Origin of the sequence: Shewanella sp. SR44-3 (assembly GCF_014163735.1) — a bacterium.
GTDB lineage: Bacteria > Pseudomonadota > Gammaproteobacteria > Enterobacterales > Shewanellaceae > Shewanella.
The window spans coordinates 21,592-42,483 of record NZ_JACJDV010000017.1 but is presented as its reverse complement, the minus strand read 5'-3'; the positions used below and the strand labels follow the sequence as shown (position 1 = coordinate 42,483).

The 20,892-nt window shown below is 44.1% G+C and carries 17 protein-coding genes; 5 read left to right on the top strand and 12 right to left on the bottom strand.

Annotated elements, in window-relative coordinates; translation table 11 throughout:
* Nucleotides 1-119: 119 nt before the first annotated feature.
* The 6 genes from H5073_RS10460 to rpmH all read right to left on the bottom strand — a co-directional run bounded on the left by H5073_RS10460 (nucleotide 120) and on the right by rpmH (nucleotide 4,614).
* Nucleotides 120-731, bottom strand: coding sequence for a PolC-type DNA polymerase III (locus tag H5073_RS10460; RefSeq protein WP_220488035.1), 612 nt, complete (start codon nucleotides 729-731; stop codon nucleotides 120-122).
* 11 nt (nucleotides 732-742) lie between these two features.
* Nucleotides 743-2,158, bottom strand: coding sequence for a tRNA uridine-5-carboxymethylaminomethyl(34) synthesis GTPase MnmE (gene mnmE, locus H5073_RS10455; RefSeq protein ID WP_182679528.1), 1,416 nt, complete (start codon nucleotides 2,156-2,158; stop codon nucleotides 743-745).
* Nucleotides 2,159-2,257: 99 nt separating this feature from the next.
* A complete protein-coding gene (gene yidC / locus H5073_RS10450) occupies nucleotides 2,258-3,883 on the bottom strand; it encodes a membrane protein insertase YidC (RefSeq protein ID WP_182679527.1) in 1,626 nt (541 codons plus the stop codon).
* A 3-nt stretch (nucleotides 3,884-3,886) separates the two neighbouring features.
* Entirely contained in the window at nucleotides 3,887-4,141 is a 255-nt protein-coding gene (yidD, locus tag H5073_RS10445) for a membrane protein insertion efficiency factor YidD (RefSeq protein WP_182679526.1), read from the bottom strand.
* Nucleotides 4,108-4,464 carry a ribonuclease P protein component gene (gene rnpA, locus H5073_RS10440; RefSeq protein ID WP_182679525.1) on the bottom strand — a complete coding sequence of 119 codons (357 nt, stop codon included), beginning with the start codon at nucleotides 4,462-4,464 and terminating at the stop codon, nucleotides 4,108-4,110. The genes yidD and rnpA overlap by 34 nt, the downstream gene beginning before the upstream one ends.
* Nucleotides 4,465-4,476: 12 nt before the next feature.
* Nucleotides 4,477-4,614, bottom strand: a complete 138-nt coding sequence (rpmH, locus tag H5073_RS10435) for a 50S ribosomal protein L34 (RefSeq protein WP_006083827.1) — start codon at nucleotides 4,612-4,614, stop codon at nucleotides 4,477-4,479.
* A 465-nt stretch (nucleotides 4,615-5,079) separates the two neighbouring features.
* Here rpmH and dnaA point away from each other — a divergent pair, with 465 nt between their 5' ends.
* From dnaA to gyrB, 4 genes are all read left to right on the top strand, one after another.
* Complete coding sequence (gene dnaA / locus H5073_RS10430) at nucleotides 5,080-6,468, top strand: chromosomal replication initiator protein DnaA (RefSeq protein WP_182679524.1); 1,389 nt, start codon at nucleotides 5,080-5,082, stop codon at nucleotides 6,466-6,468.
* A 19-nt stretch (nucleotides 6,469-6,487) separates the two neighbouring features.
* Nucleotides 6,488-7,588, top strand: a complete 1,101-nt coding sequence (dnaN, locus tag H5073_RS10425) for a DNA polymerase III subunit beta (RefSeq protein WP_182679523.1) — start codon at nucleotides 6,488-6,490, stop codon at nucleotides 7,586-7,588.
* A 99-nt stretch (nucleotides 7,589-7,687) separates the two neighbouring features.
* Nucleotides 7,688-8,770, top strand: a complete 1,083-nt coding sequence (recF, locus tag H5073_RS10420; RefSeq protein ID WP_182679522.1) for a DNA replication/repair protein RecF — start codon at nucleotides 7,688-7,690, stop codon at nucleotides 8,768-8,770.
* A 15-nt stretch (nucleotides 8,771-8,785) separates the two neighbouring features.
* Nucleotides 8,786-11,203, top strand: a complete 2,418-nt coding sequence (gene gyrB, locus H5073_RS10415) for a DNA topoisomerase (ATP-hydrolyzing) subunit B (protein WP_182679521.1) — start codon at nucleotides 8,786-8,788, stop codon at nucleotides 11,201-11,203.
* Between the two features lie 239 nt (nucleotides 11,204-11,442).
* On the opposite strand, the gene glyS is transcribed toward gyrB, so the two are convergent.
* Nucleotides 11,443-13,527 carry a glycine--tRNA ligase subunit beta gene (gene glyS, locus H5073_RS10410; RefSeq protein ID WP_182679520.1) on the bottom strand — a complete coding sequence of 695 codons (2,085 nt, stop codon included), beginning with the start codon at nucleotides 13,525-13,527 and terminating at the stop codon, nucleotides 11,443-11,445.
* Between the two features lie 9 nt (nucleotides 13,528-13,536).
* Nucleotides 13,537-14,442: a glycine--tRNA ligase subunit alpha gene (glyQ, locus tag H5073_RS10405; RefSeq protein WP_182679553.1), complete on the bottom strand. Its 906-nt coding sequence runs from the start codon at nucleotides 14,440-14,442 to the stop codon at nucleotides 13,537-13,539.
* 107 nt (nucleotides 14,443-14,549) lie between these two features.
* On the opposite strand from glyQ, the gene H5073_RS10400 reads away from it, so the two are divergent.
* Entirely contained in the window at nucleotides 14,550-15,125 is a 576-nt protein-coding gene (locus tag H5073_RS10400) for a DNA-3-methyladenine glycosylase I (RefSeq protein ID WP_182679519.1), read from the top strand.
* A gap of 155 nt (nucleotides 15,126-15,280) precedes the next feature.
* Here the strand turns inward: H5073_RS10400 and H5073_RS10395 are convergent, their stop codons facing one another.
* From H5073_RS10395 to fadA, 4 genes are all read right to left on the bottom strand, one after another.
* Nucleotides 15,281-18,472: an amidohydrolase family protein gene (locus H5073_RS10395; protein WP_182679518.1), complete on the bottom strand. Its 3,192-nt coding sequence runs from the start codon at nucleotides 18,470-18,472 to the stop codon at nucleotides 15,281-15,283.
* Nucleotides 18,473-18,760: 288 nt separating this feature from the next.
* Nucleotides 18,761-19,210 (bottom strand): MOSC domain-containing protein, encoded by a 450-nt coding sequence (locus H5073_RS10390; protein ID WP_182679517.1) that lies wholly within the window; start codon nucleotides 19,208-19,210, stop codon nucleotides 18,761-18,763.
* Between the two features lie 2 nt (nucleotides 19,211-19,212).
* Nucleotides 19,213-19,458 carry a sulfurtransferase TusA gene (gene tusA, locus H5073_RS10385; RefSeq protein ID WP_182679516.1) on the bottom strand — a complete coding sequence of 82 codons (246 nt, stop codon included), beginning with the start codon at nucleotides 19,456-19,458 and terminating at the stop codon, nucleotides 19,213-19,215.
* 248 nt (nucleotides 19,459-19,706) lie between these two features.
* Entirely contained in the window at nucleotides 19,707-20,870 is a 1,164-nt protein-coding gene (gene fadA, locus H5073_RS10380; protein WP_182679515.1) for an acetyl-CoA C-acyltransferase FadA, read from the bottom strand.
* Nucleotides 20,871-20,892 lie beyond the last annotated feature (22 nt).

Here is a 20,892-nt window from a genome sequence, read left to right as displayed (position 1 = left end):
TGGCGGCGAAATAAATGACAGTATTTAAAACATATAACTAATTGTTATCGTAAATTCTATAGCTGCTTTTTTTAGCAAGGATAATCGTTTTCATACAGGTAACTTTAGACCGTTTGCGTCTATCTTAATGCTTGCAACAAGCTGACTATTTTAGCTTTAGGTAAATGGGTTATGTTACTGATGATATCAAAGGTGATTTGTTGGCTGGGAAGCTGTTGCTGCAATAGATTCAACTGATGTAACCACAGCTGAGCTGTCATGGTGGCATCGGCTAAGGCGCGGTGAAATACACCTTCGTTGGGTAATTGGTGGTGTTCAACTAGTGTGGCGAGTTTATGATTGGGAGCCTCTTGGCTTATGCGTCGTGATAACAATAAAGAGCAAGCAAACTGACCGTTATAACTGAGCCTATTTGCTGAAAACTCGGCATCTAAGAATTTTTTATCGAAGCTGGCATTATGGGCCACTAAGTTAAATCCATCGATAAACTCAGCAAATTGCCCCATCACCACTTTTGATGTTGGGGCATCTTTAAGCATTTGATTACTAATACCAGTATATTGCTCAATAAAGCTGTTTACCCGCTGACCTGGGTTTATCAGTGCTTGAAAGGTGTCGACGACTTGGCCATTAACCAATTTGACTGCACCAATCTCAATGGCGCGGTCGCCCATTTCTGGGAATAAGCCTGTGGTTTCAAAGTCGAGCACTACAACATTATTAGCAAGCATCAAGGTTAAGACTATTTACCGATACAGAAGGAGCTGAAAATCTTACCCAAGAGATCATCGGAGGTAAATTTACCCGTGATTTCCGATAAAGCCATTTGGGCCATGCGTAGTTCTTCAGCAAGCAGTTCTCCTGCTAAATACACTTCTAACTGTTCTTTACCCAGGTGTAAGTGACTGGCGGCTAATTCTAGGGCCTCTAAATGACGGCGACGAGCGATAAAACCACCTTCAAGATTGCTTTGGTAACCCATCAAGGATTTTAAGTGCTGCTTTAATTCTTCAACGCCTAAACCAGTCTTGGCAGAGATGCGGAAAACCTCAAAGCCTTGCTCTTGGTTGGTTGAAGATTCCACGTTTGCTGATGGCTCCTCACCCGCTGATGGCTCTTGAGTCATCTTAAGTGATTCACCGGTTAAATCTGCCTTGTTACGCACAACAGTAACCCCAAGTCTTGCGGGTAAGCGGTCGATAAAGTCAGGCCAAATATCGTGGGGATCGACAGCCTCAGTCGTGGTGCCATCGACCATAAACAAGACTCTGTCTGCGGTAGCTATTTCATCCCAAGCACGCTCAATACCAATTTTTTCTACTGTATCTTCAGTGTCGCGTAAACCTGCGGTATCGATAATGTGTAGTGGCATGCCGTCTAAATGTATGTGCTCACGTAGGACATCGCGGGTGGTGCCGGCTATTTCGGTGACTATGGCTGATTCTTTACCTGCTAAGGCATTGAGTAAGCTTGATTTACCGGCATTAGGGCGCCCGGCAATAACCACTTTCATGCCTTCACGTATGATAGAGCCTTGTTTAGCACTGTCTTGTACTGTGTCGAGCTTTTCGATAATGCGGTACAAGGAGTTGGCAATTTTTCCATCAGATAAAAAATCCACTTCTTCATCGGGAAAATCAATAGCGGCTTCAACATATAAGCGCAAGTTAGTCACTTGCTCAACCAGCTCATGGACTTCTTTTGAGAACTCACCTTGCAGGGATTGCAAGGCACTCTTGGCGGCTTGCTCGCTGGTGGCATCGATTAAGTCGGCAATGGCTTCGGCTTGGGTTAAATCCAATTTATCATTTAAGAAGGCTTGTTCACTGAATTCACCGGGCTTGGCTATGCGCACGCCGCTGACTTGCATCACACGCTTGATCAGCATATCCAACACTATTTGCCCGCCATGGCCTTGTAGCTCTAATACGTCTTCGCCTGTGAAGGAATTAGGCCCTTTAAAGAATAACGCTATGCCTTGATCTATGACCCTGTCATCGGCATCTTTGAAGTCGCAATAATCGGCGTAGCGAGTTTTAGGCACTTTACCCAACACTGCCATGGCCACATTAGTGGCTAAATCACCTGAAATACGAATGATGCCTACGCCGCCTCGGCCTGGAGCTGTGGCTTGTGCCACAATAGTGTCTGTTGTCACGCTGATACCTATATAAAGGGTAAAATTTTAAAAGGAAAAGGCGGCCTTTAAGCCGCCTTTTTATCTAATTACACAATAAATTATTTGCTGAGCTTGGGCTTATTTTAAGCCTTTTTTCTCAAGACCTGCATAAATAATCTTCTGCTGTGTAATCGCAACTATGTTACCCACTAACCAATAAAGTACTAGTCCAGCTGGGAACCAGAGGAAGAACACGGTAAAGATAACAGGCATCCACTGCATCATCTTAACTTGCATAGGATCCATGGTTGGTGCCACTGGTTGCATCTTTTGCATTAAGAACATAGATGCACCCATGAGTAATGGCAGCACGTAATATGGATCTTGTACAGATAAGTCATTGATCCATAACATGAATGGGGCGTGACGTAGCTCATAGCTCTCTAGCAACACCCAGTAAAGGGCGATGAAGATAGGCATTTGTAACAAGATAGGTAAGCAGCCACCCATAGGGTTAACTTTTTCTTTTTTGTACAGCTCCATCATGGCTTGACCCATCTTTTGACGGTCATCACCAAAGCGTTCTTTCATTTCAGTCAGCTTAGGCTGTAGATTTCGCATCTTAGCCATAGAAGTGTACTGAGCCTTAGTCAGTGGATATAACAAACCACGCACTGTTAAGGTGATAAGAATAATAGCGATACCCCAGTTAGTTACTAGAGACTGGAAGAACATCAATAGTTTGTAAATAGGCACAGCTAACCACCAAAGGAAGCCATAATCTACAACGAGATTTAAGGTTTCTGAAATGGCACTTAGTCTTGTTTGGTCTTTCGGACCGACATAAAACTGGGCACTGATGCTCTGCTCGCTACCTGGGGCAACATCATAGATGGCACCACGGAAACCTATGTTGGCATAGCCACCTGCAGTCACACTAGAAAAAATGGTATTAGCATCTGTCGCAGGTGGGATCCAGGCTGATACGAAGTAGTGCTGTAACATTGCCGCCCAACCACCTAAGGTTGATTGGTCAAGGTTTTTGTCAGCCATGTCTTCGAAGTCATACTTCTCGTAACGTACATCTGAAGTAGAGAAAGCTGCACCACGGTAAGTCGGCATCATCATACTACCTTCGGTAGGCTTGATGGTTTGCTTGATTTGACCGTACATTTGCAATTGCAAAGACTTATCAGAAGTGTTGTTTACCTTGTAATCGACGCCAACATCAAATTGACCACGAGTAAAAGTAAATACCTTAGTGTAGCTAACGCCAGTATCAGTCACTAATGTGAGTGGTACTGTTAGGCTGTCTTGGCCATCGTCTAAGGTGAAATCACTTGATGTGGTGGTGAATTGAGCGCGGCCTTTAGTGCTGCTATCAATACCATCACGGCCAATAAGACCACTTTGAGCGATATAGTTAAAATCACTGCTTTGCTCAAGTAGTATAAAAGGGTCATTTTTATCAATTTCAGTTTTATGCTTAACTAATGCTGCATAAACAATATCGCCGCCAAGTGGATTAATTTTTAATACCAGTTGGTCTGTGGTGACATTGATAAGATTAGTTGATGCCACCACAGGTGCACTCAGGTTGCCATCGGCTTCTGGTACATCTGAGCTAGGTTCAGCTGAAATATTAGATTGAACTTGTGTTTGCGGAGCCGCTACTTGCGGCGCATTATCTGTTTGCCACTGCTGCCAAAGTAAAAAACTGACAAACAACAAACCGATAAGCAATATATTGCGTTGAGATTCCATAGCCTATTTATTACACCTGTCATTTTTAGGAGGGACGGGATCGCTTCCGCCGGGATGTAAAGGGTGACATCTTAATATGCGTTTCAATGCAAACCAACTACCTTTCGCTGTTCCGTGCAATTTAATTGCTTCGATAGCATAGTGTGAGCAAGTGGGATTGAAACGGCATCTAGGTCCCAAAAGAGGGCTGATGAAGAGTTGATAGCCACGTATTACCGTGGTAGCTAGCCATTGTAGCGGCGACTGAGCTTGCGCCATAACTTTTCTATCAGTTTATTAAGTTCAGCATTTTCCATTTCCATCACGCCATTTCTGACTAATACAACAATATCCAAAGCTGGAATATCATGTTGATTTAAACGAAAACTTTCTCTTATCACACGCTTAATTCGGTTACGCTGATTTGCACGCTTAACAAAACGTTTAGCGACAGTTAACCCAAGGCGTGGATGTTGCTCAATATTAGGAATAGCAAGCAGAGTGATTTCAGCAGAGGATGCTTTGATAGGATTGGAGAATACAGTTTTAAATTGCGCGGGAGTTAACAAACGTAACTCCCGCGAAAAGGTATAACTAGTCACCTGGTTATCTACTTATGCAGATAAACGAGCGCGACCTTTCGCACGACGACGTGCAAGCACCTTACGGCCGCCTACAGTGGCCATACGAGCGCGGAAGCCGTGAGAACGCTTGCGCTTCAGGTTGCTAGGTTGAAAAGTACGTTTACTCATGATGGCAATCCGTCTTTGTTAAGTGAATATTGGCTTACCACTAAATGTAGTAAGGGCAAAAAAGAGGCCGAATTGTAATCACTTTAATGGCTAACGTCAATAAGGAAAGCCATTATATGAAAATTTTCTGCCGATAAACTTTAAATCTGTTTCATTGCAAAAGGGCTCCCACACACAATAGTTTGTGGATAACTCTGTGCATCAACACAATATCTAGTGGTTTATAGCGCGTCTGAGCAGATCAAAGCGGGGGCATTATAGATCGATCTTGATCCGATAATAAAGCAGCAATTGCGTGTATTTGCTAAATAGATCCTTAAAAGTGGATCCGTTTTGATCCCGTTGGATCACAGATATCCACACCTAATGATCTCCTTGGGGATAATTATGTTTTAAAGGATAGCGATCTGACACTTCTCACTATAGAATACATCTCCTTTAGCAAAAAATTTGGGGTAGAGTTAAGTGGCGGTTTCACTTTGGCAACAATGTATCGGAAGACTACAAGATGAGTTATCGGCTCAGCAGTTCAGTATGTGGATCCGTCCGTTACAAGCTGAAATGGATGGCGATACCTTAGTGCTTTATGCACCCAATCGCTTTGTGCTTGATTGGGTTAGGGATAAGTACATCAATATTATCAATCAGTTCTTTACTGAGCAGATGGGTAGTAATGCTCCCAAATTGCGTTTTGATATTGGTAGTCGCCCTTCTGCGCGCACCGTGCAGCCAGCACCAGCTACCCCGAGACCGACTGCAGGTTATACCCAAACTAAGGCTCGCGTTGGTACGGCATTTAATATCCAAGCTGAGCCCATGGTTAATGATAATCATCGCAGCAACATTAATCCGACTTATCAGTTTGATAACTTCGTTGAAGGTAAATCAAACCAATTAGGTAAAGCGGCGGCAATGCAAGTGGCTGAAAATCCAGGCGGCGCTTATAACCCATTATTCTTATATGGCGGCACAGGCTTAGGTAAGACTCACTTATTGCATGCTGTCGGCAATGGCATCATTAAAAACAATCCTAATGCCAAAGTGGTTTATATGCATTCTGAGCGCTTTGTTCAGGATATGGTTAAAGCGCTGCAAAATAATGCCATTGAAGAATTTAAGCGTTATTATCGCAGTGTTGATGCTTTATTTATCGATGATATTCAATTCTTCGCTAACAAAGACAGATCCCAAGAAGAATTCTTCCATACCTTTAACGCACTATTAGAAGGTAATCATCAGATCATCTTAACCTCTGACCGTTATCCAAAAGAGATCGATGGGGTTGAAGATCGATTAAAGTCTCGCTTTGGTTGGGGACTGACAGTGGCTATTGAGCCTCCAGAATTAGAAACTCGTGTGGCGATCTTGATGCGTAAAGCCCAAGAAAGCGGTATTAACCTTCCCGATGAAGTGGCCTTTTTTGTCGCCAAGCGTTTGCGCTCTAACGTGCGCGAATTAGAAGGGGCATTAAACAGGGTTATCGCTAACGCTAATTTTACTGGCAGGCCCATCACCATAGATTTTGTGCGTGAAGCCTTAAGAGATTTGTTAGCGCTACAAGAAAAATTAGTCACAATAGATAATATACAAAAGACAGTCGCCGAGTATTATAAGATCAAGATGGCTGATATGCTGTCTAAGCGACGTTCACGCAGCGTGGCAAGGCCTAGACAAGTTGCAATGGCATTGTCTAAAGAGCTTACCAACCAAAGTTTGCCGGAAATTGGTGATGCTTTTGGTGGCCGCGATCACACAACTGTATTGCACGCGTGTCGTAAAATTGCACAATTACGTGAAGAAAGTCATGACATTAAAGAAGATTATGCTAATTTAATTAGAACCTTATCTTCTTAATTTAGGGAATTAAGACCAAATGAGATTTTCTATCGATAGAGACGCCCTATTAAAACCACTTCAATTGGTTACCGGTGCTGTCGAACGTCGTCATAATTTGCCTATTTTAGCTAACCTGTTGGTTAAGGTTAGCCAAGACTCTATCAGTCTTACCGGCACAGATTTAGAAGTTGAGCTAGTTGGCCAGGCTGCTATTCATGGTGATGTAGTCCCTGGCAATACCACGGTTCCAGCTAAAAAATTACTCGATATCGTCAAATCATTACCCGAACAAAGCGAATTGCACGTTGAGCAGCAAGATAACCGCTGGTTATTGCGCTCGGGACGCAGCCGCTTTACCTTGGCGACGCTACCAGCATCAGATTATCCCAATGTGGAAGCCTTTCAGGCAGAAATCGAATTTACTATTAAGCAGGGCGTGCTGAAGTCAATTATTGATTCGACCCAGTTTTCTATGGCTAACCAAGATGTGCGTTATTACCTCAATGGTTTATTGTTTGAAACCGAAGGTAATACTTTAAAAGCCATTGCTACAGATGGTCACAGATTGGCCTTAAGCCACAGAAAAATAGACGCTGACTTGCCTGAAAAGCAAGTGATTGTACCCCGTAAGGGGGTGGTTGAAATGTCACGCTTACTAGACAGCGACGATAAAGATATCAGTATTGCCATTGGTGAAAGTGCGATCCGTGCTGTGACAGACACGGCTGTGTTCACTAGCAAGCTGGTGGATGGCCGTTTCCCTGATTATCGCCGAGTATTGCCAAAAGGCGGTGACAAGGTGGTCGTTGCCGGTCGTCATCAACTTAAACAAGCCCTTACCCGCGCGTCTATTTTATCTAATGAGAAGTTTCGCGGTGTACGTATTCAGTTAGAGCCGGGTTTATTGCGGATCACTGCTAATAACCCTGAACAAGAAGAGGCCGAGGAAATCATAGACGTTGAATATGATTCTGAAAATCTTGAGATTGGCTTTAACGTCAGTTATTTACTAGATGTACTGAATAACTTAGCCAGTGAAGATGTGCGTATTACGCTTATTGATGGCAATTCAAGCGCCTTGATAGAAAACCACAAGGAAGAAGACTCCATGTACGTGGTAATGCCAATGCGTCTCTAATATTTGACTGCAGTATCCATTTAAGAAGGTGCCTTGGCACCTTCTTTGTCTCTCGTTTTCCTTGGTTTTCCCACTTGATTGTCCCAAATATAGGTTTGCATGAGTTTACAGCGGATTAGCATAGAATCGTTTCGTAATATTACCAAGGCTAACCTACTGCCAAGCGAAGGCTTGAACCTCATTTATGGTCACAATGGCAGCGGTAAAACCAGCATATTAGAAGCCATTTTCTTCCTCGGCATGGGGCGCTCGTTTCGCAGTCATTTATCCCAACGAGTGATCCGCCATGATGAAGATAAACTCACCTTGTTTGCGCTACTCAGTCATCAAAATGGTGAGAGCAAAGTCGGCTTAAGACGTCATAGAAACGGTGATATAGAAGTCAAAATTGATGGGGATAGAGTAAAACGGTTATCGACTTTGGCCGAAACATTGCCGATACAAGTGATCACTCCTGAGAGTTTTTCGCTACTGTTTGAAGGCCCTAAGGCCAGGCGTCAGTTTATTGATTGGGGGGCATTTCACTCTGATGAGCAATTCCACTTGGCTTGGACCAATGTGAAACGAGTATTAAAACAACGAAATCAGCTTCTTAGGAATAATTCTTCCTATGCAAATATTCTATTTTGGGATAAGGAGTTGGTGCGTTATGCTGAACAGGTCACTCAGATACGAAATCATTATGTAGACTCGTTAAATGAACTACTTAAGGGTATAATCGAAGAGTTTTTACCTCAGGTGAATATCAGCATTTCATTTACACGAGGATGGGACAGTAAAACGGATTTAGCCCAGTTACTCGAAAGCCAGTATTCTAGAGATTTAGCCACAGGACATACAGTGAGTGGACCGCACAAAGCAGATTTAAGACTGCGTGTCGGCAACTTGCCCGTTCAAGACGCCTTGTCCCGTGGCCAGTTAAAATTGTTAGTCTGTGCACTGCGTATTGCACAGGGAAAGTTGCTGAAACAGCAACAAGATAAGCAAAGCATTTACCTAGTAGATGATTTGCCATCCGAATTGGATGCACAGCATAGGCAGCTATTGCTCAAGCAGTTAACCGAGACAGGCGCACAAATTTTTGTCACTGCCATCGAACCTGCGGCAATAGTCGATTCGTTAGCTAGCCCTCCCAGCAAGGTGTTTCATGTGGAACAAGGGCAAGTTACGGTAATTGAATAATAACGAGAGAGAAATATGTCTGATAATAGTTACGATTCTTCGAGTATTAAGGTATTAAAAGGCCTTGATGCAGTACGCAAGAGACCTGGTATGTACATTGGTGATACTGATGATGGCACGGGTCTTCACCACATGGTGTTCGAAGTAGTCGATAACTCTATCGATGAAGCCTTGGCCGGTCACTGTAGTGATATCACTATCACCATACATACAGATGGTTCTGTATCTGTACAAGATGATGGCCGCGGTATTCCAGTGTCTATCCATGAGGAAGAAGGCGTATCGGCTGCTGAAGTTATCATGACGGTACTTCATGCTGGCGGTAAGTTCGATGACAACTCTTATAAAGTCTCTGGTGGTTTGCACGGTGTTGGTGTGTCAGTGGTTAACGCATTGTCACACAAACTACAGTTAACCATTCGTCGTGCTGGTAAGATTTATGAGCAGTTTTATACTCACGGTGTCCCAGATTCTCCAATTGCAGAAATTGGTGATGCAGTTAAAACAGGTACAGAAATCCGTTTTTGGCCAAGCACCGACACCTTCACTGACGTCGAGTTCCATTTCGATATTCTAGCAAAGCGTGTTCGTGAATTATCTTTCTTGAACTCAGGCGTGGGTATCCGCCTAGTTGATGAGCGCGAAAACAAAGATGAATTCTTTAAATACGAAGGCGGCATTAGCGCATTCGTACACTATTTGAATCGCAATAAAACCCCTGTCAACAAAGACGTATTCCATTTTTCTCAAGAACGTGAAGACGGTATTACCGTTGAAGTGGCGATGCAGTGGAATGACGGCTACCAAGAAAACATTTACTGTTTCACCAACAATATTCCTCAGCGCGATGGTGGTACTCACTTAGCCGGCTTTAGAGGGGCATTAACTCGTAACCTCAATACTTATATGGAGCGTGAAGGTTTCAATAAGAAAGGTAAAACCAGCGCAACAGGTGATGATGCCCGCGAAGGTTTGACTGCGGTTATCTCAGTTAAAGTGCCTGATCCTAAATTCAGTTCGCAGACCAAAGACAAATTAGTGTCTAGTGAAGTGAAAAGTGCCGTTGAACAAACCATGGGGGAGCAGTTAAACGACTACCTATTGGAAAATCCTGCCGATGCTAAGCTGATTGTTGGCAAAATTGTTGACGCCGCCCGAGCTCGTGAAGCAGCCCGTAAAGCCCGTGAAATGACTCGTCGTAAAGGCGCATTAGATTTAGGTGGCTTACCAGGTAAACTTGCAGATTGCCAAGAGAAAGACCCGGGTCTTTCTGAAATATACATAGTGGAAGGGGACTCTGCTGGTGGCAGTGCCAAGCAGGGACGTAACCGTAAGAACCAAGCGATTCTGCCACTGAAAGGTAAAATCCTCAACGTAGAGAAAGCTCGTTTCGATAAGATGTTATCTTCTCAAGAAGTTGCAACACTTATCACTGCATTAGGTTGCGGTATTGGCCGTGAAGAATACGATCCAGATAAGACTCGCTACCATAACATCATCATCATGACCGATGCTGACGTCGACGGCTCGCACATTCGTACCTTGCTGTTGACCTTCTTCTTCCGTCAAATGCCTGAACTTATCGAGCGCGGCTTTATTTACATCGCTCAGCCACCGTTATTCAAGGTGAAAAAAGGTAAGCAAGAGCAGTACCTTAAAGATGAGCCTGCCTTGACTGAGTATTTAACCACTCAAGCGTTAGATGGTACTCATATTTATCCATCTCAGGGCGTACCTGGTATGTCTGGTGAGCCGCTAGAGCGTTTAGTTGCCCAGTACCGCGAAGTTGAGGCTATTATCGCTCGTCTTCAAAAGCGTTATCCAAGCATAGTGCTTAACCGCATGTTGTATCATCCAGAAGTGACTGGTGCTATGTTGGCTGATGAAACGCAAATGAAATCTTGGTGTGCAGCCTTTGTTGCTGACTTGATTGAATTAGAGACCAATGGCGTGATTTACGACATGGTCACTGAGTTTGATATTGAGCGTAAAGTTTACCTGCCGAAGATGGTTATTCGTAAGCATGGTATTGATACCGAATACCTATTCGGTTATGACTTCTTCCATTCATTGGATTACAAGCGCATCGCTAAACTCGGTGTCGCACTGGATGGAATGGTTGAAGAGGGCGGTTATGTTCAACGCGGTGAGAAAGTAAAAGAAGTTGATAGCTTCCTTGAAGCGTTAGATTGGATGATAGGTGAAGCTAAACGTGGTCTTTATATTCAACGTTATAAGGGATTGGGTGAAATGAACCCAGAGCAATTGTGGGAAACCACAATGGACCCTGAGACTCGCCGGATGCTACGCGTCACCATTGAAGATGCTGTGGGCGCTGACCAGTTGTTCACCACATTAATGGGCGATCATGTAGAACCTCGTCGTGAGTTTATTGAGGCTAACGCCTTGAACGTGGCCAACCTAGATGTATAAAAATCGACATTTAACAATGAAGGTTTAAGCATTGCGCTAATAACATAGCAACAAATAAAAAAGGAAAGCCTAGGCTTTCCTTTTTTGATAACTAAAACACGGCAAAGTCGGCGATGTTTCAATAAAAATGGGTATGACTTTACAGCAGATATAAAAATGGAGCCATTGGCTCCATTTTTGTTAGTGAATATTCACGTCTTTTATAGCGCCCTGTTTATAAAGGCTTTGCTGGAACAATTTTATTGCAACAGTGAAATATCGGCAACGTGTAAGAACTGGTCACGTAAGTTGTTTAACAAAGCTAAACGGTTGTTCTTTAGATCTTCATCATCTGCCATTACCATCACATCTTCGAAGAATTGATCGACGCTTTCACGAAGCTCGGCAAGTAAAGTCAGTGCTTGCTGATAATCACCTGTTGCAAACAAAGGCGCTAGCTTAGGTTGCAAGCTTGCTAATTGCTTGGCTAAGGCTTTCTCAGCCGTTTCAGTTAGCAGGCTTAGTGTTACGTTAGCAGGCAATTCGCCCTCAACCTTAGCCAAAATGTTAGAAACGCGTTTGTTAGCAGCAGCAAGTGCGGTAGAGGCTTCTAAACCACGGAAATGCGATACCGCATTAACGCGACTGTCAAAATCAGCAGGGCGCGTAGGGCGACGGGCCAATACTGCCAAGATAACATCCACTTGAATGCCTTTATCTTGATACCAGCTACGGAAGCGTGCCATCAAGAATTCAAGTACGTCTTCAGCGGCATTGCTATTGCTTAGGCTCGCACCATGAAGGGCTTGCGCCTTAGCGATAAGGTCAACCAAATCTAGCGGCAGTTTGTTCTCAACAATAATGCGTAAGATACCAATGGCGGCGCGACGTAGTGCGAATGGATCCGCTGCACCTTTTGGTGCTTGGCCAATACCAAAAATACCCACTAAGGTATCAAGTTTTTCGGCTAACGCGACCGCACAAGAGACACTCGCTGTAGGCACAGTATCACCAGAAAACTTTGGTTTGTACTGCTCTTCAAGGGCAATAGCTACCGCTTCAGTCTCACCATCAAGGCGCGCATAATGCATGCCCATGGTGCCCTGAGTATCGGTAAACTCCATCACCATATTGGTCATTAAATCTGCTTTGGATAATAACCCTGCGCGCGCGGCATCAACACTGCTACTTGGGACATTATTGTTATTTAGCTCAGTCGCGATAAAACCAGCTAACCCTGATATACGCTCGACACGTGCTTTTACTGTGCCTAATTGCTTCTGGAATACCACTGTCTCTAAGCTGCTAAGGCGTGATGCCAAGCTGTGCTTTTTATCTGTGTTAAAGAAGAATTCAGCATCGGCTAAGCGAGGGCGTACGACTTTCTCATTACCTGAAATAATCTGCTGTGGATCTTTTGATTCAATGTTGGTCACGAAGATAAAGTTAGGCAGTAATTTTCCTGACTTATCAAACACTGGGAAGTATTTTTGATCGCCCTTCATGGTGTAAACCAAGGCTTCAGCTGGCACGTTTAAAAACTTTTCTTCAAAGCTTGCTGTGAGCACGATTGGCCATTCAACTAAGGAGGCGACTTCTTCGAGCAAGTCTTCTTGAATATCAGCCACACCACCAATCTTAGCGGCTGCAGCTTCTGCATCAGCTTTAATGATAGCTTTACGTAGTTGGTAATCAGCCATGACTTTGCCTTGCTCTTTCAGGGCGCTTAAGTAGTTATCGGCGTGATCCAGTTGAAAGCTTGGCTGACCCATAAAGCGATGACCGCGAATAATACGGTCCGACGTAATGCCCAGTAATTCTCCGGCAATTAATTCGCTGCCAAGTAGCATGGTCACTGTGTGTACTGGACGAATAAATTGGGTGCTATTGGCGCCCCAGCGCATTGGCTTAGGGATAGGGAGTTTATCTAAGGCACGTTGAGCCATAGCTGCAATCAGGCTGTTAGTCTGAACACCCACGACTTTGGCTTGATGAACTAACCATTCGCCTTTATCTGTGACTAAACGCTCGGCTTGCTCTACCGTAATACCGTTTCCGCGCGCCCAACCTTGGGCGGCTTTAGTCGGGTTACCGTCGCCATCGAAGGCAGAGCTCACGGCTGGACCGCGCTTTTCAACCACTTTATCGGCTTGAGCTAGTGCTAGACCTGTGATGCTTAATGCTAGGCGGCGAGGCGCTGCATACCAAGTCGATGTACTAAAAGGGATATCTGCCTTGGCAAGTTCATCACTGAAGTTAGCAAGAAAAGATTCAGCTAAAGTGCGCAGTGATTTAGGCGGTAATTCTTCAGTACCAATTTCTATGAGTAAGTTTTCAAATTTCATGGATGACCTCTACTTACACAAAGGGAAGCCAAGTGCTTCACGTGCTTGATAATAAGATTCAGCGACACCTTTAGACATGGTGCGAACGCGAAGAATGTAACGTTGACGTTCGGTAACTGAAATGGCGTGGCGGGCATCGAGTAAGTTGAATGCATGTGAGGCTTTCATAACTTGCTCGTAAGCAGGAAGCGGCAATGGCTTCTCTAGGCTTAATAAGTGCTGACACATTTTTTCGCACTGATCGAACAAGGTAAACATAAAGTCTACATCGGCGTGCTCGAAGTTATAAGTTGACTGCTCAACTTCATTCTGGTGGAAAATATCACCATAAGTCACGCGGCCCATAGGACCATCAGTCCAGACTAAATCATAGACGCTATCGACTTCTTGAATGTACATGGCTAGACGCTCAAGGCCGTAGGTGATCTCACCAGTAACTGGGTTACATTCTATGCCGCCTACTTGTTGGAAGTAAGTGAACTGTGTCACTTCCATACCGTTTAGCCAGACTTCCCAGCCTAGACCCCAGGCGCCGAGTGTTGGCGATTCCCAGTTGTCTTCAACGAAACGAATATCATGGACTTGAGTGTCTATACCTAACGCTTCCAACGAGCCTAAATATAACTCTTGGATATTAGCTGGCGATGGCTTAAGCACCACTTGGAACTGATAATAATGCTGTAGTCGGTTAGGGTTTTCACCATAACGGCCATCAGTTGGGCGGCGTGAAGGCTGAACATAGGCGCTGCTCATTGGCTCTGGGCCTAATGAACGTAAGAAGGTTTGTGGGTGGAATGTCCCAGCACCAACTTCCATGTCCAAGGGTTGAACGATTGCGCAACCTTGTTGCGCCCAATATTCTTGCAGGGTAAGGATGAATCCCTGGAATGTCTTTACGTCATGTTTCATCGTAATGTCTACTGCTGTTGGGCTAGAAAATGGTTTTGATTATACCTTGTAGATCAGGCTAGATGTAGGTTATTTTTTAATGCATAACTAAAAATGCCAATGGATACCGTATCATGCAAATTAATCGTTGCGCTTGGGTTAGTGATGACCCGCTCTATCAAGAATATCATGACAATGTCTGGGGGCGGCCTGAATACGATAGTCAGCAATTATTCGCCAAACTCTGTTTGGATGGTCAACAGGCGGGGTTATCTTGGATCACTATTCTAAAGAAACAACAAAACTATGAGCGGCTATTTGCTAACTTTGACCCTAGGTTAATCGCTGAATTTGATGATGCCAAAGTTGAAGAATTAATGTTAGACGTAGGTATAGTGCGTAATCGTCTTAAGGTGAATTCTATTATTCGCAATGCTAAAGCGTACTTGGCCATAGAGCGGCAGGGCATTAATTTTTCTGAGTTTCTATGGGCTTTTGTGGGTGGGGCACCTAAGCTAAATAATTTCTCATCCATGGCAGATGTGCCAGCACAAACCCCTGAGTCTGAAGCTATGTCTAAGGCGCTTAAGAAGTTAGGTTTTAACTTTGTTGGTCCGACGATATGTTATGCCTTTATGCAAGCAGTCGGTATGGTGAACGATCATACTCAAGATTGTTTCTGCGCCATTAACTCACAATCTCACCGTTAACTTAACAGCGTTAAAAAATAAATCGATTATAAAAATCGAGTAATAAAAAAGGTGTTCCACGTGGAACACCTTTTTTGTTCTAGCTTGTATAGCTGATGATATACAAGTATAGATACTGCTTGTGACGACTCAATAATTTACTATTAAACAATGGATTAAAGTTTATTTTTTTCTTCAAAGAAGAAGGTTTTTCGCTTCAGCTTATTACCATTAAGTTCGTTCATGGTTTCAGCATTGAATAAACGGCCATTGGTCATGGTATAGACAACTTTATCTGTGACTCGGATATCGGTTAACGGATTACCATCGATAACAATAAGGTCAGCCAGCTTTCCAGCCTTGATTGAGCCTAATTGATGACCCATACCAAAAGTTATTGCAGGGTTAATAGTCGCTGTCTTAAGCACATCTTGATTACTCATACCACCTTGAGCAAACATCCACATTTCCCAATGTGCGGCTAAACCTTCTCTTTGTCCATGAGCACCTATGTTGGTTTTAACACCAAGATCATTAAGCTCATTGGCTACTTTAGCCACATTGAAATGATTGTAGTGACCATCCGGTGCCGTAGGTCTGCGCATAGAGCGTGCTTGAAGAATATCAGCGGGCACGTAAGCCGACAATCTTGGGTGAGCCCACACATCAGTCTTGTCATACCAATAGTTTTCACCCGAAATACCTCCATAGGCGACCACTAAGGTTGGGGTATAACTCACCTTAGTTTGGCTCCACAGTTGTTTGATATCAGAATAAATAGCACCGACTGGCAATGAATGCTCTAGGGTCGTGTGACCATCGACCACCATTGAAAGATTATGCTGCAGTAAACTGCCGCCTTCTGGCACGACCATCATTCCTAATTCACGAGCTGCAGCAATAACTTGTTGGCGCTGATTACGCCTTGGTTGGTTATAACTTTTAACGCTAAACGCGCCGACTTTTTTGAGGCGTTCTAAATGAAATTTTGCATCATCAAGGGAGTCTACATGGGAAGTGTAACCAGGCACATTGGCACCATACAATATCGTGCCAGTAGAGAATATCCGCGGCCCAACTATGCTACCGGCTTTTTGTTGTTCCGATGCTGCAAAAATTTCAGTGGTGTCATTTGATGGGTCATGAATAGCGGTAACCCCAAGAGATAGGCCTGAATACAATGCCCAGTTTTGCTGTGGAATAATCTCATGGTCTGCTTGTGGGCCATGTGCATGGGCATCGAAGAGTCCTGGCATAATGCTTTTACCTGAAATATCGAATACTTGAGCGTCTTTAGGGGGTTGAGTACTCGCATCACCGACAAGGACAATCTTATTATCTTTGACAATAACCACGCCTTTTTCTATGACGTTATCATCTTCCATGGTAATGACTGTGCCACCAACAAACGCGACTGTTCCACGTGGAACATAGGTATCCTTTTTAAAGCCGATATTTGTCACTTTGGCTGGCTCAGGTTTCTCTTTACTGGCATATTGAGTGTCAACTTTAGCTTGGTAAAGTTCTGGGCCAAGTGTCCAATAAAGATTGTCACTGCTATTGCCCCAGCTAATGCTTTCACCGGCTCTGGTGCTTAGCTGTATAACAGGTAAATTACTGGCTTTAGGACCTATGGCAATGGTTTCGCCGTGTTTAGCAAAAGGAGTAACATAGACACGGAAGCGCTCAGCAAAAGCCAGATGCTCACCATCGGGGGAGATTCTAAATTCAGTGGCATGCTCACTGGTGTAATGAGCTCGTTTGTCAAAACCATCGATACGGATTGAGGACAGTTGAGGTGTTTCACCTTGCTCCATAAAGAAAACTCGATCTGAGCCTGCACCAAATTGTGCTTGGTAGCCATCAGCGGTGATCTTTGTGTTTTGCTTACCTTTGATGTCGGCCTTATACAGTCCTGTTTCCTGTGACCAAGTGCGCGGGGTTAAGTTGCCGCCATTGGCCTTGCGGTACACAACAAACTGACCATTGGGGGCAAACGTTGGTTCAACATATTTACCTGGTTCGCTAGTTAACCTTGTCGCTTTGCCGCCACGGGCGCTAATCAGGCTGACCGTACCTTGGTCTTGATCATTCCAAGTGGTGAACACTATTTGCTTGCCATCACGTGACCACTGCGGGAATAGCTCGTTGATATCATCATCGAGTCGAGTCAAACGTTCTTGAGTGTCATTTTCTATGTCACGGATCCACAACTTACCTAAAGCTTCGAATACCACCTTCTTACCGTCTGGTGACACTTGTGCCATACGTAACATTTTCACATCGAATTTATCTTGATCAAGATTTTGGCTGAATCGAACTGAAGGCTGTACATCCAGTTGAGTGTTTACGCTAAAAGGAATGTTGCTGACTGACAAATCATTAAGCTTGAGTTTATTAATTTTACCCTTGGCCCAGAATACAATGTTTTCATTATCTTGGGTCCAGGCCATGCTTGGGTAAACACCATGGATAGCCCAGGTTTCTTGCATGTCACGGTCGAGTTCAGCATAAAGCTTGTTAGTCTCGCCTGATTGTAAATCTAATAAATATAGCGACGATTGGAAACCATCACGTTTGATATAAGCCAGTTTTTTACCATCAGGGCTAGGGGTTGGTCTAATCGCACCACCGGTACCTTCAACTAATATTTCAATATCGCCAGTCTGAGTATCGTAGCGTTTTATCTTGTAAATACCACTGACGGAGTCTTTTGAATAATGGAAGGTTTTTCCTGGAGTATCGTCTTGGCTAAAGTAAATGTAGCGACCATCGGGGGAATAGGCTGGCTCTCCTAAATCTTTCTGATCGTTAGGGCGTTCGGTAAGTTTAACCCCTTCACCTCCAGCCACATGGTACAACCATACTTCACCAGCGCCCAAACTACGGCTGGCTGTAAAATGTTTACGAGCGACTAAGTACTGTGAGTCTGTGCTCCATGCAGGACTGTTTAGTAAGCGGAATGTTTCCTTGGTCACTGGGTGTGGGTTGCTACCATCGGCATTCATTACCCAAATATTGTCACCGCCATCTTCATCTGAGGTGAAGGCAATATATTTACCATCTGGGCTATAGACTGGCTGCATTTGCCAAGCGATACCTTTGGCCAAGGGTTTTGCATCACCACCGGAAGTTGAGATCTGGTATATATCTCCTAACAAATCAAATACGATATGCTTGCCGTCAGGTGAGACGCTTAGATTCATCCAAGTGCCTTCATTGACATTAATGGAGGCTTGTTCCAATGGGGCGTTTTCTGGAGCGCTGACTTGCCATTTTGGTGCTTTATCTTCTGCATAAGCCAATGATGAGCATCCAAGTGTTAATGCAATGGCGGTGTAGAGTGGGGTCAATTTTATTGTTAGCATAAGCATTCCGTTTATTGTGATTTTAATAATGGAGGATTATTGACGAATGTTGTTCACTTTCTAAGTCTTATCTCTCGCTGAGATACGCTAAAAATGAGTTTCTATGAGTCAATCGAGTGCTATTTTTGATACTCTTTATCCCATATTAATGGATAAAGTAACATCTTAAATCTGTTTCAAATAATGACAGACAATTGCAGCTTGTTTATTCTGCGGCAAATTTGAATAAAGCGGTTCGAATAAAGGCTTTCGAATGAAAGAGCACGAACACTCAGGTGATGAATCGATCTAGTATTTGCTGATAACAATCTTGTCGTTTGGGTAAATAAGCCCCGAGTGTAAAACTTTGCAGGTAACACCGCCGCGCCAATCTGGGGTTAGTGCCTCCTCTAAACCTGGATGGCTTTGCTCCATCTTGCGACAAGGATCGGTTTCGCCTGTAATTAATAAGCGTAAGTCATCGCCAATTTGAATGATTTTACCTACATCAGCGGCGCTAAACTCATGCCCGCTAATTAATAGATTCGCTCTGCGTTTGAGCCAGCTTAAGTCGGCATTAATTGCAGCGCAGGCTTTATCCCATTGTTGCTTAGATAAAACTGTTACTTGTCTCTTGCTTGGACGGCCCAAAATATCATTTTCAACCCCTTTATCTATGGTCACGTTAGCCGTTATCACTTCATTCATTGGACCGCGTTTCACGGTTTTATAAGCGACAGAAACTAAAGCGACAGACATGATTAGAGACCTTTTTTAAGTAGATATTGGTAGGGTGTTTTACTGGTGTCGCTGGCGATTAGAGTGTGGTCCATAAATTCACAGAAGCTGGGAATGTCTCTGGTAGTGGCAGGGTCGTCGGCGATGATAAGCAAGGTTTCGCCATCAGCCATTTTTCTCACGGTTTTTCTGACCATCATTACAGGTTCAGGGCAACGTAAGCCAAGTGCGTCGAGTTGGTGTTGGGCCTGTGAGAAAACATCAGTCATTCGAATTAACTTCTTAAAAATAAATTGGACTAATGTTACTCCTGTGATCTAGCCTTGCCAAGTTTGCTTGGGGTAAAACTTAGGTTAATTCAGTTTCCAGAGTGTTAAGAAGGGGGATTTATTTAAAAATAAATTTTCATCAAAGTTGTTTCACGTGGAACATAATCCTAATCAGGAAAATTTAGAAATAAAAAAAACGAGTCCAATTTAGCATTGAACTCGTTTTTTATGGCTTAAGCGCTAGGGAATTAAACCCGCTCGAACACAGTCGCAATACCTTGACCAAGACCGATACACATAGTCGCAAGACCTATGGTGGCATCTTTCTCTTCCATCAAGTTAATCAGCGTCGTAGAGATTCGTGCGCCAGAACAACCTAGTGGATGACCAAGTGCAATCGCGCCGCCGTTAAGGTTGATTTTCTCTTCCACTACATCTTGAAGACCTAAGTCTTTAACACAAGGTAGTGATTGAGCCGCAAAGGCTTCGTTAAGCTCGATGACATCTAAATCTGCAACCGTTAACCCTGCGCGCGCCAGTGCTTTTTGAGTGGCTGGAACTGGGCCGTAACCCATGATTGCAGCATCACAACCTGCAACCGCCATAGAGCGAATGCGTGCCCGAATTGGTAAACCTAATGCGCGAGCCTTAGATTCTTCCATCACTAGCATGGCTGATGCGCCATCAGAAAGTGCAGAAGAAGTACCAGCAGTAACAGTACCGTTCACAGGATCGAATGCTGGGCGTAAGCCTGCAAGTGATTCCATTGAGGTTTCTGGGCGAATAACTTCATCATGCATAACTTTGATTAACGCACCGCTTGCGTCATGGCCTTCGATACCCCAAATCTCTTTGGCAAATCGACCTTCAATTGTTGCTGCATGGGCACGCTGGTGTGAGCGTACTGCAAATGCATCTTGTTGCTCGCGGCTAATGCCATGCATTTTTCCTAGCATTTCGGCGGTTAAGCCCATCATGCCAGAAGCTTTTGCAACTGTGTTTGCTAAGCCTGGGTGAAAATCAACACCGTGGTTCATCGGCACGTGGCCCATATGTTCCACACCACCAATGATGAAGGTGTCGCCCATACCAGTCATAATGGCGCGAGCAGCTTGATGCATCGCATCCATAGATGAACCACATAAACGGTTAACCGTAACAGCACCAGCTGTCTTTGGGATGCCAGCAAGCAGTGACGCATTACGGGCTATGTTAAAGCCTTGCTCTAATGTTTGCTGCACACAACCCCAGATCACATCTTCAATCAGACTTGGATCCAGTTGCGGGTTGCGGATAAGTAAGGCTTTCATTAATTCTGCAGACAAAGTTTCTGCACGTACATTTCTAAATACCCCAGCCTTAGAGCGGCCCATTGGGGTACGAATGCAGTCTACGATAACAGCTTGTTTCATGATTATTTCCTTTCCCACTGAA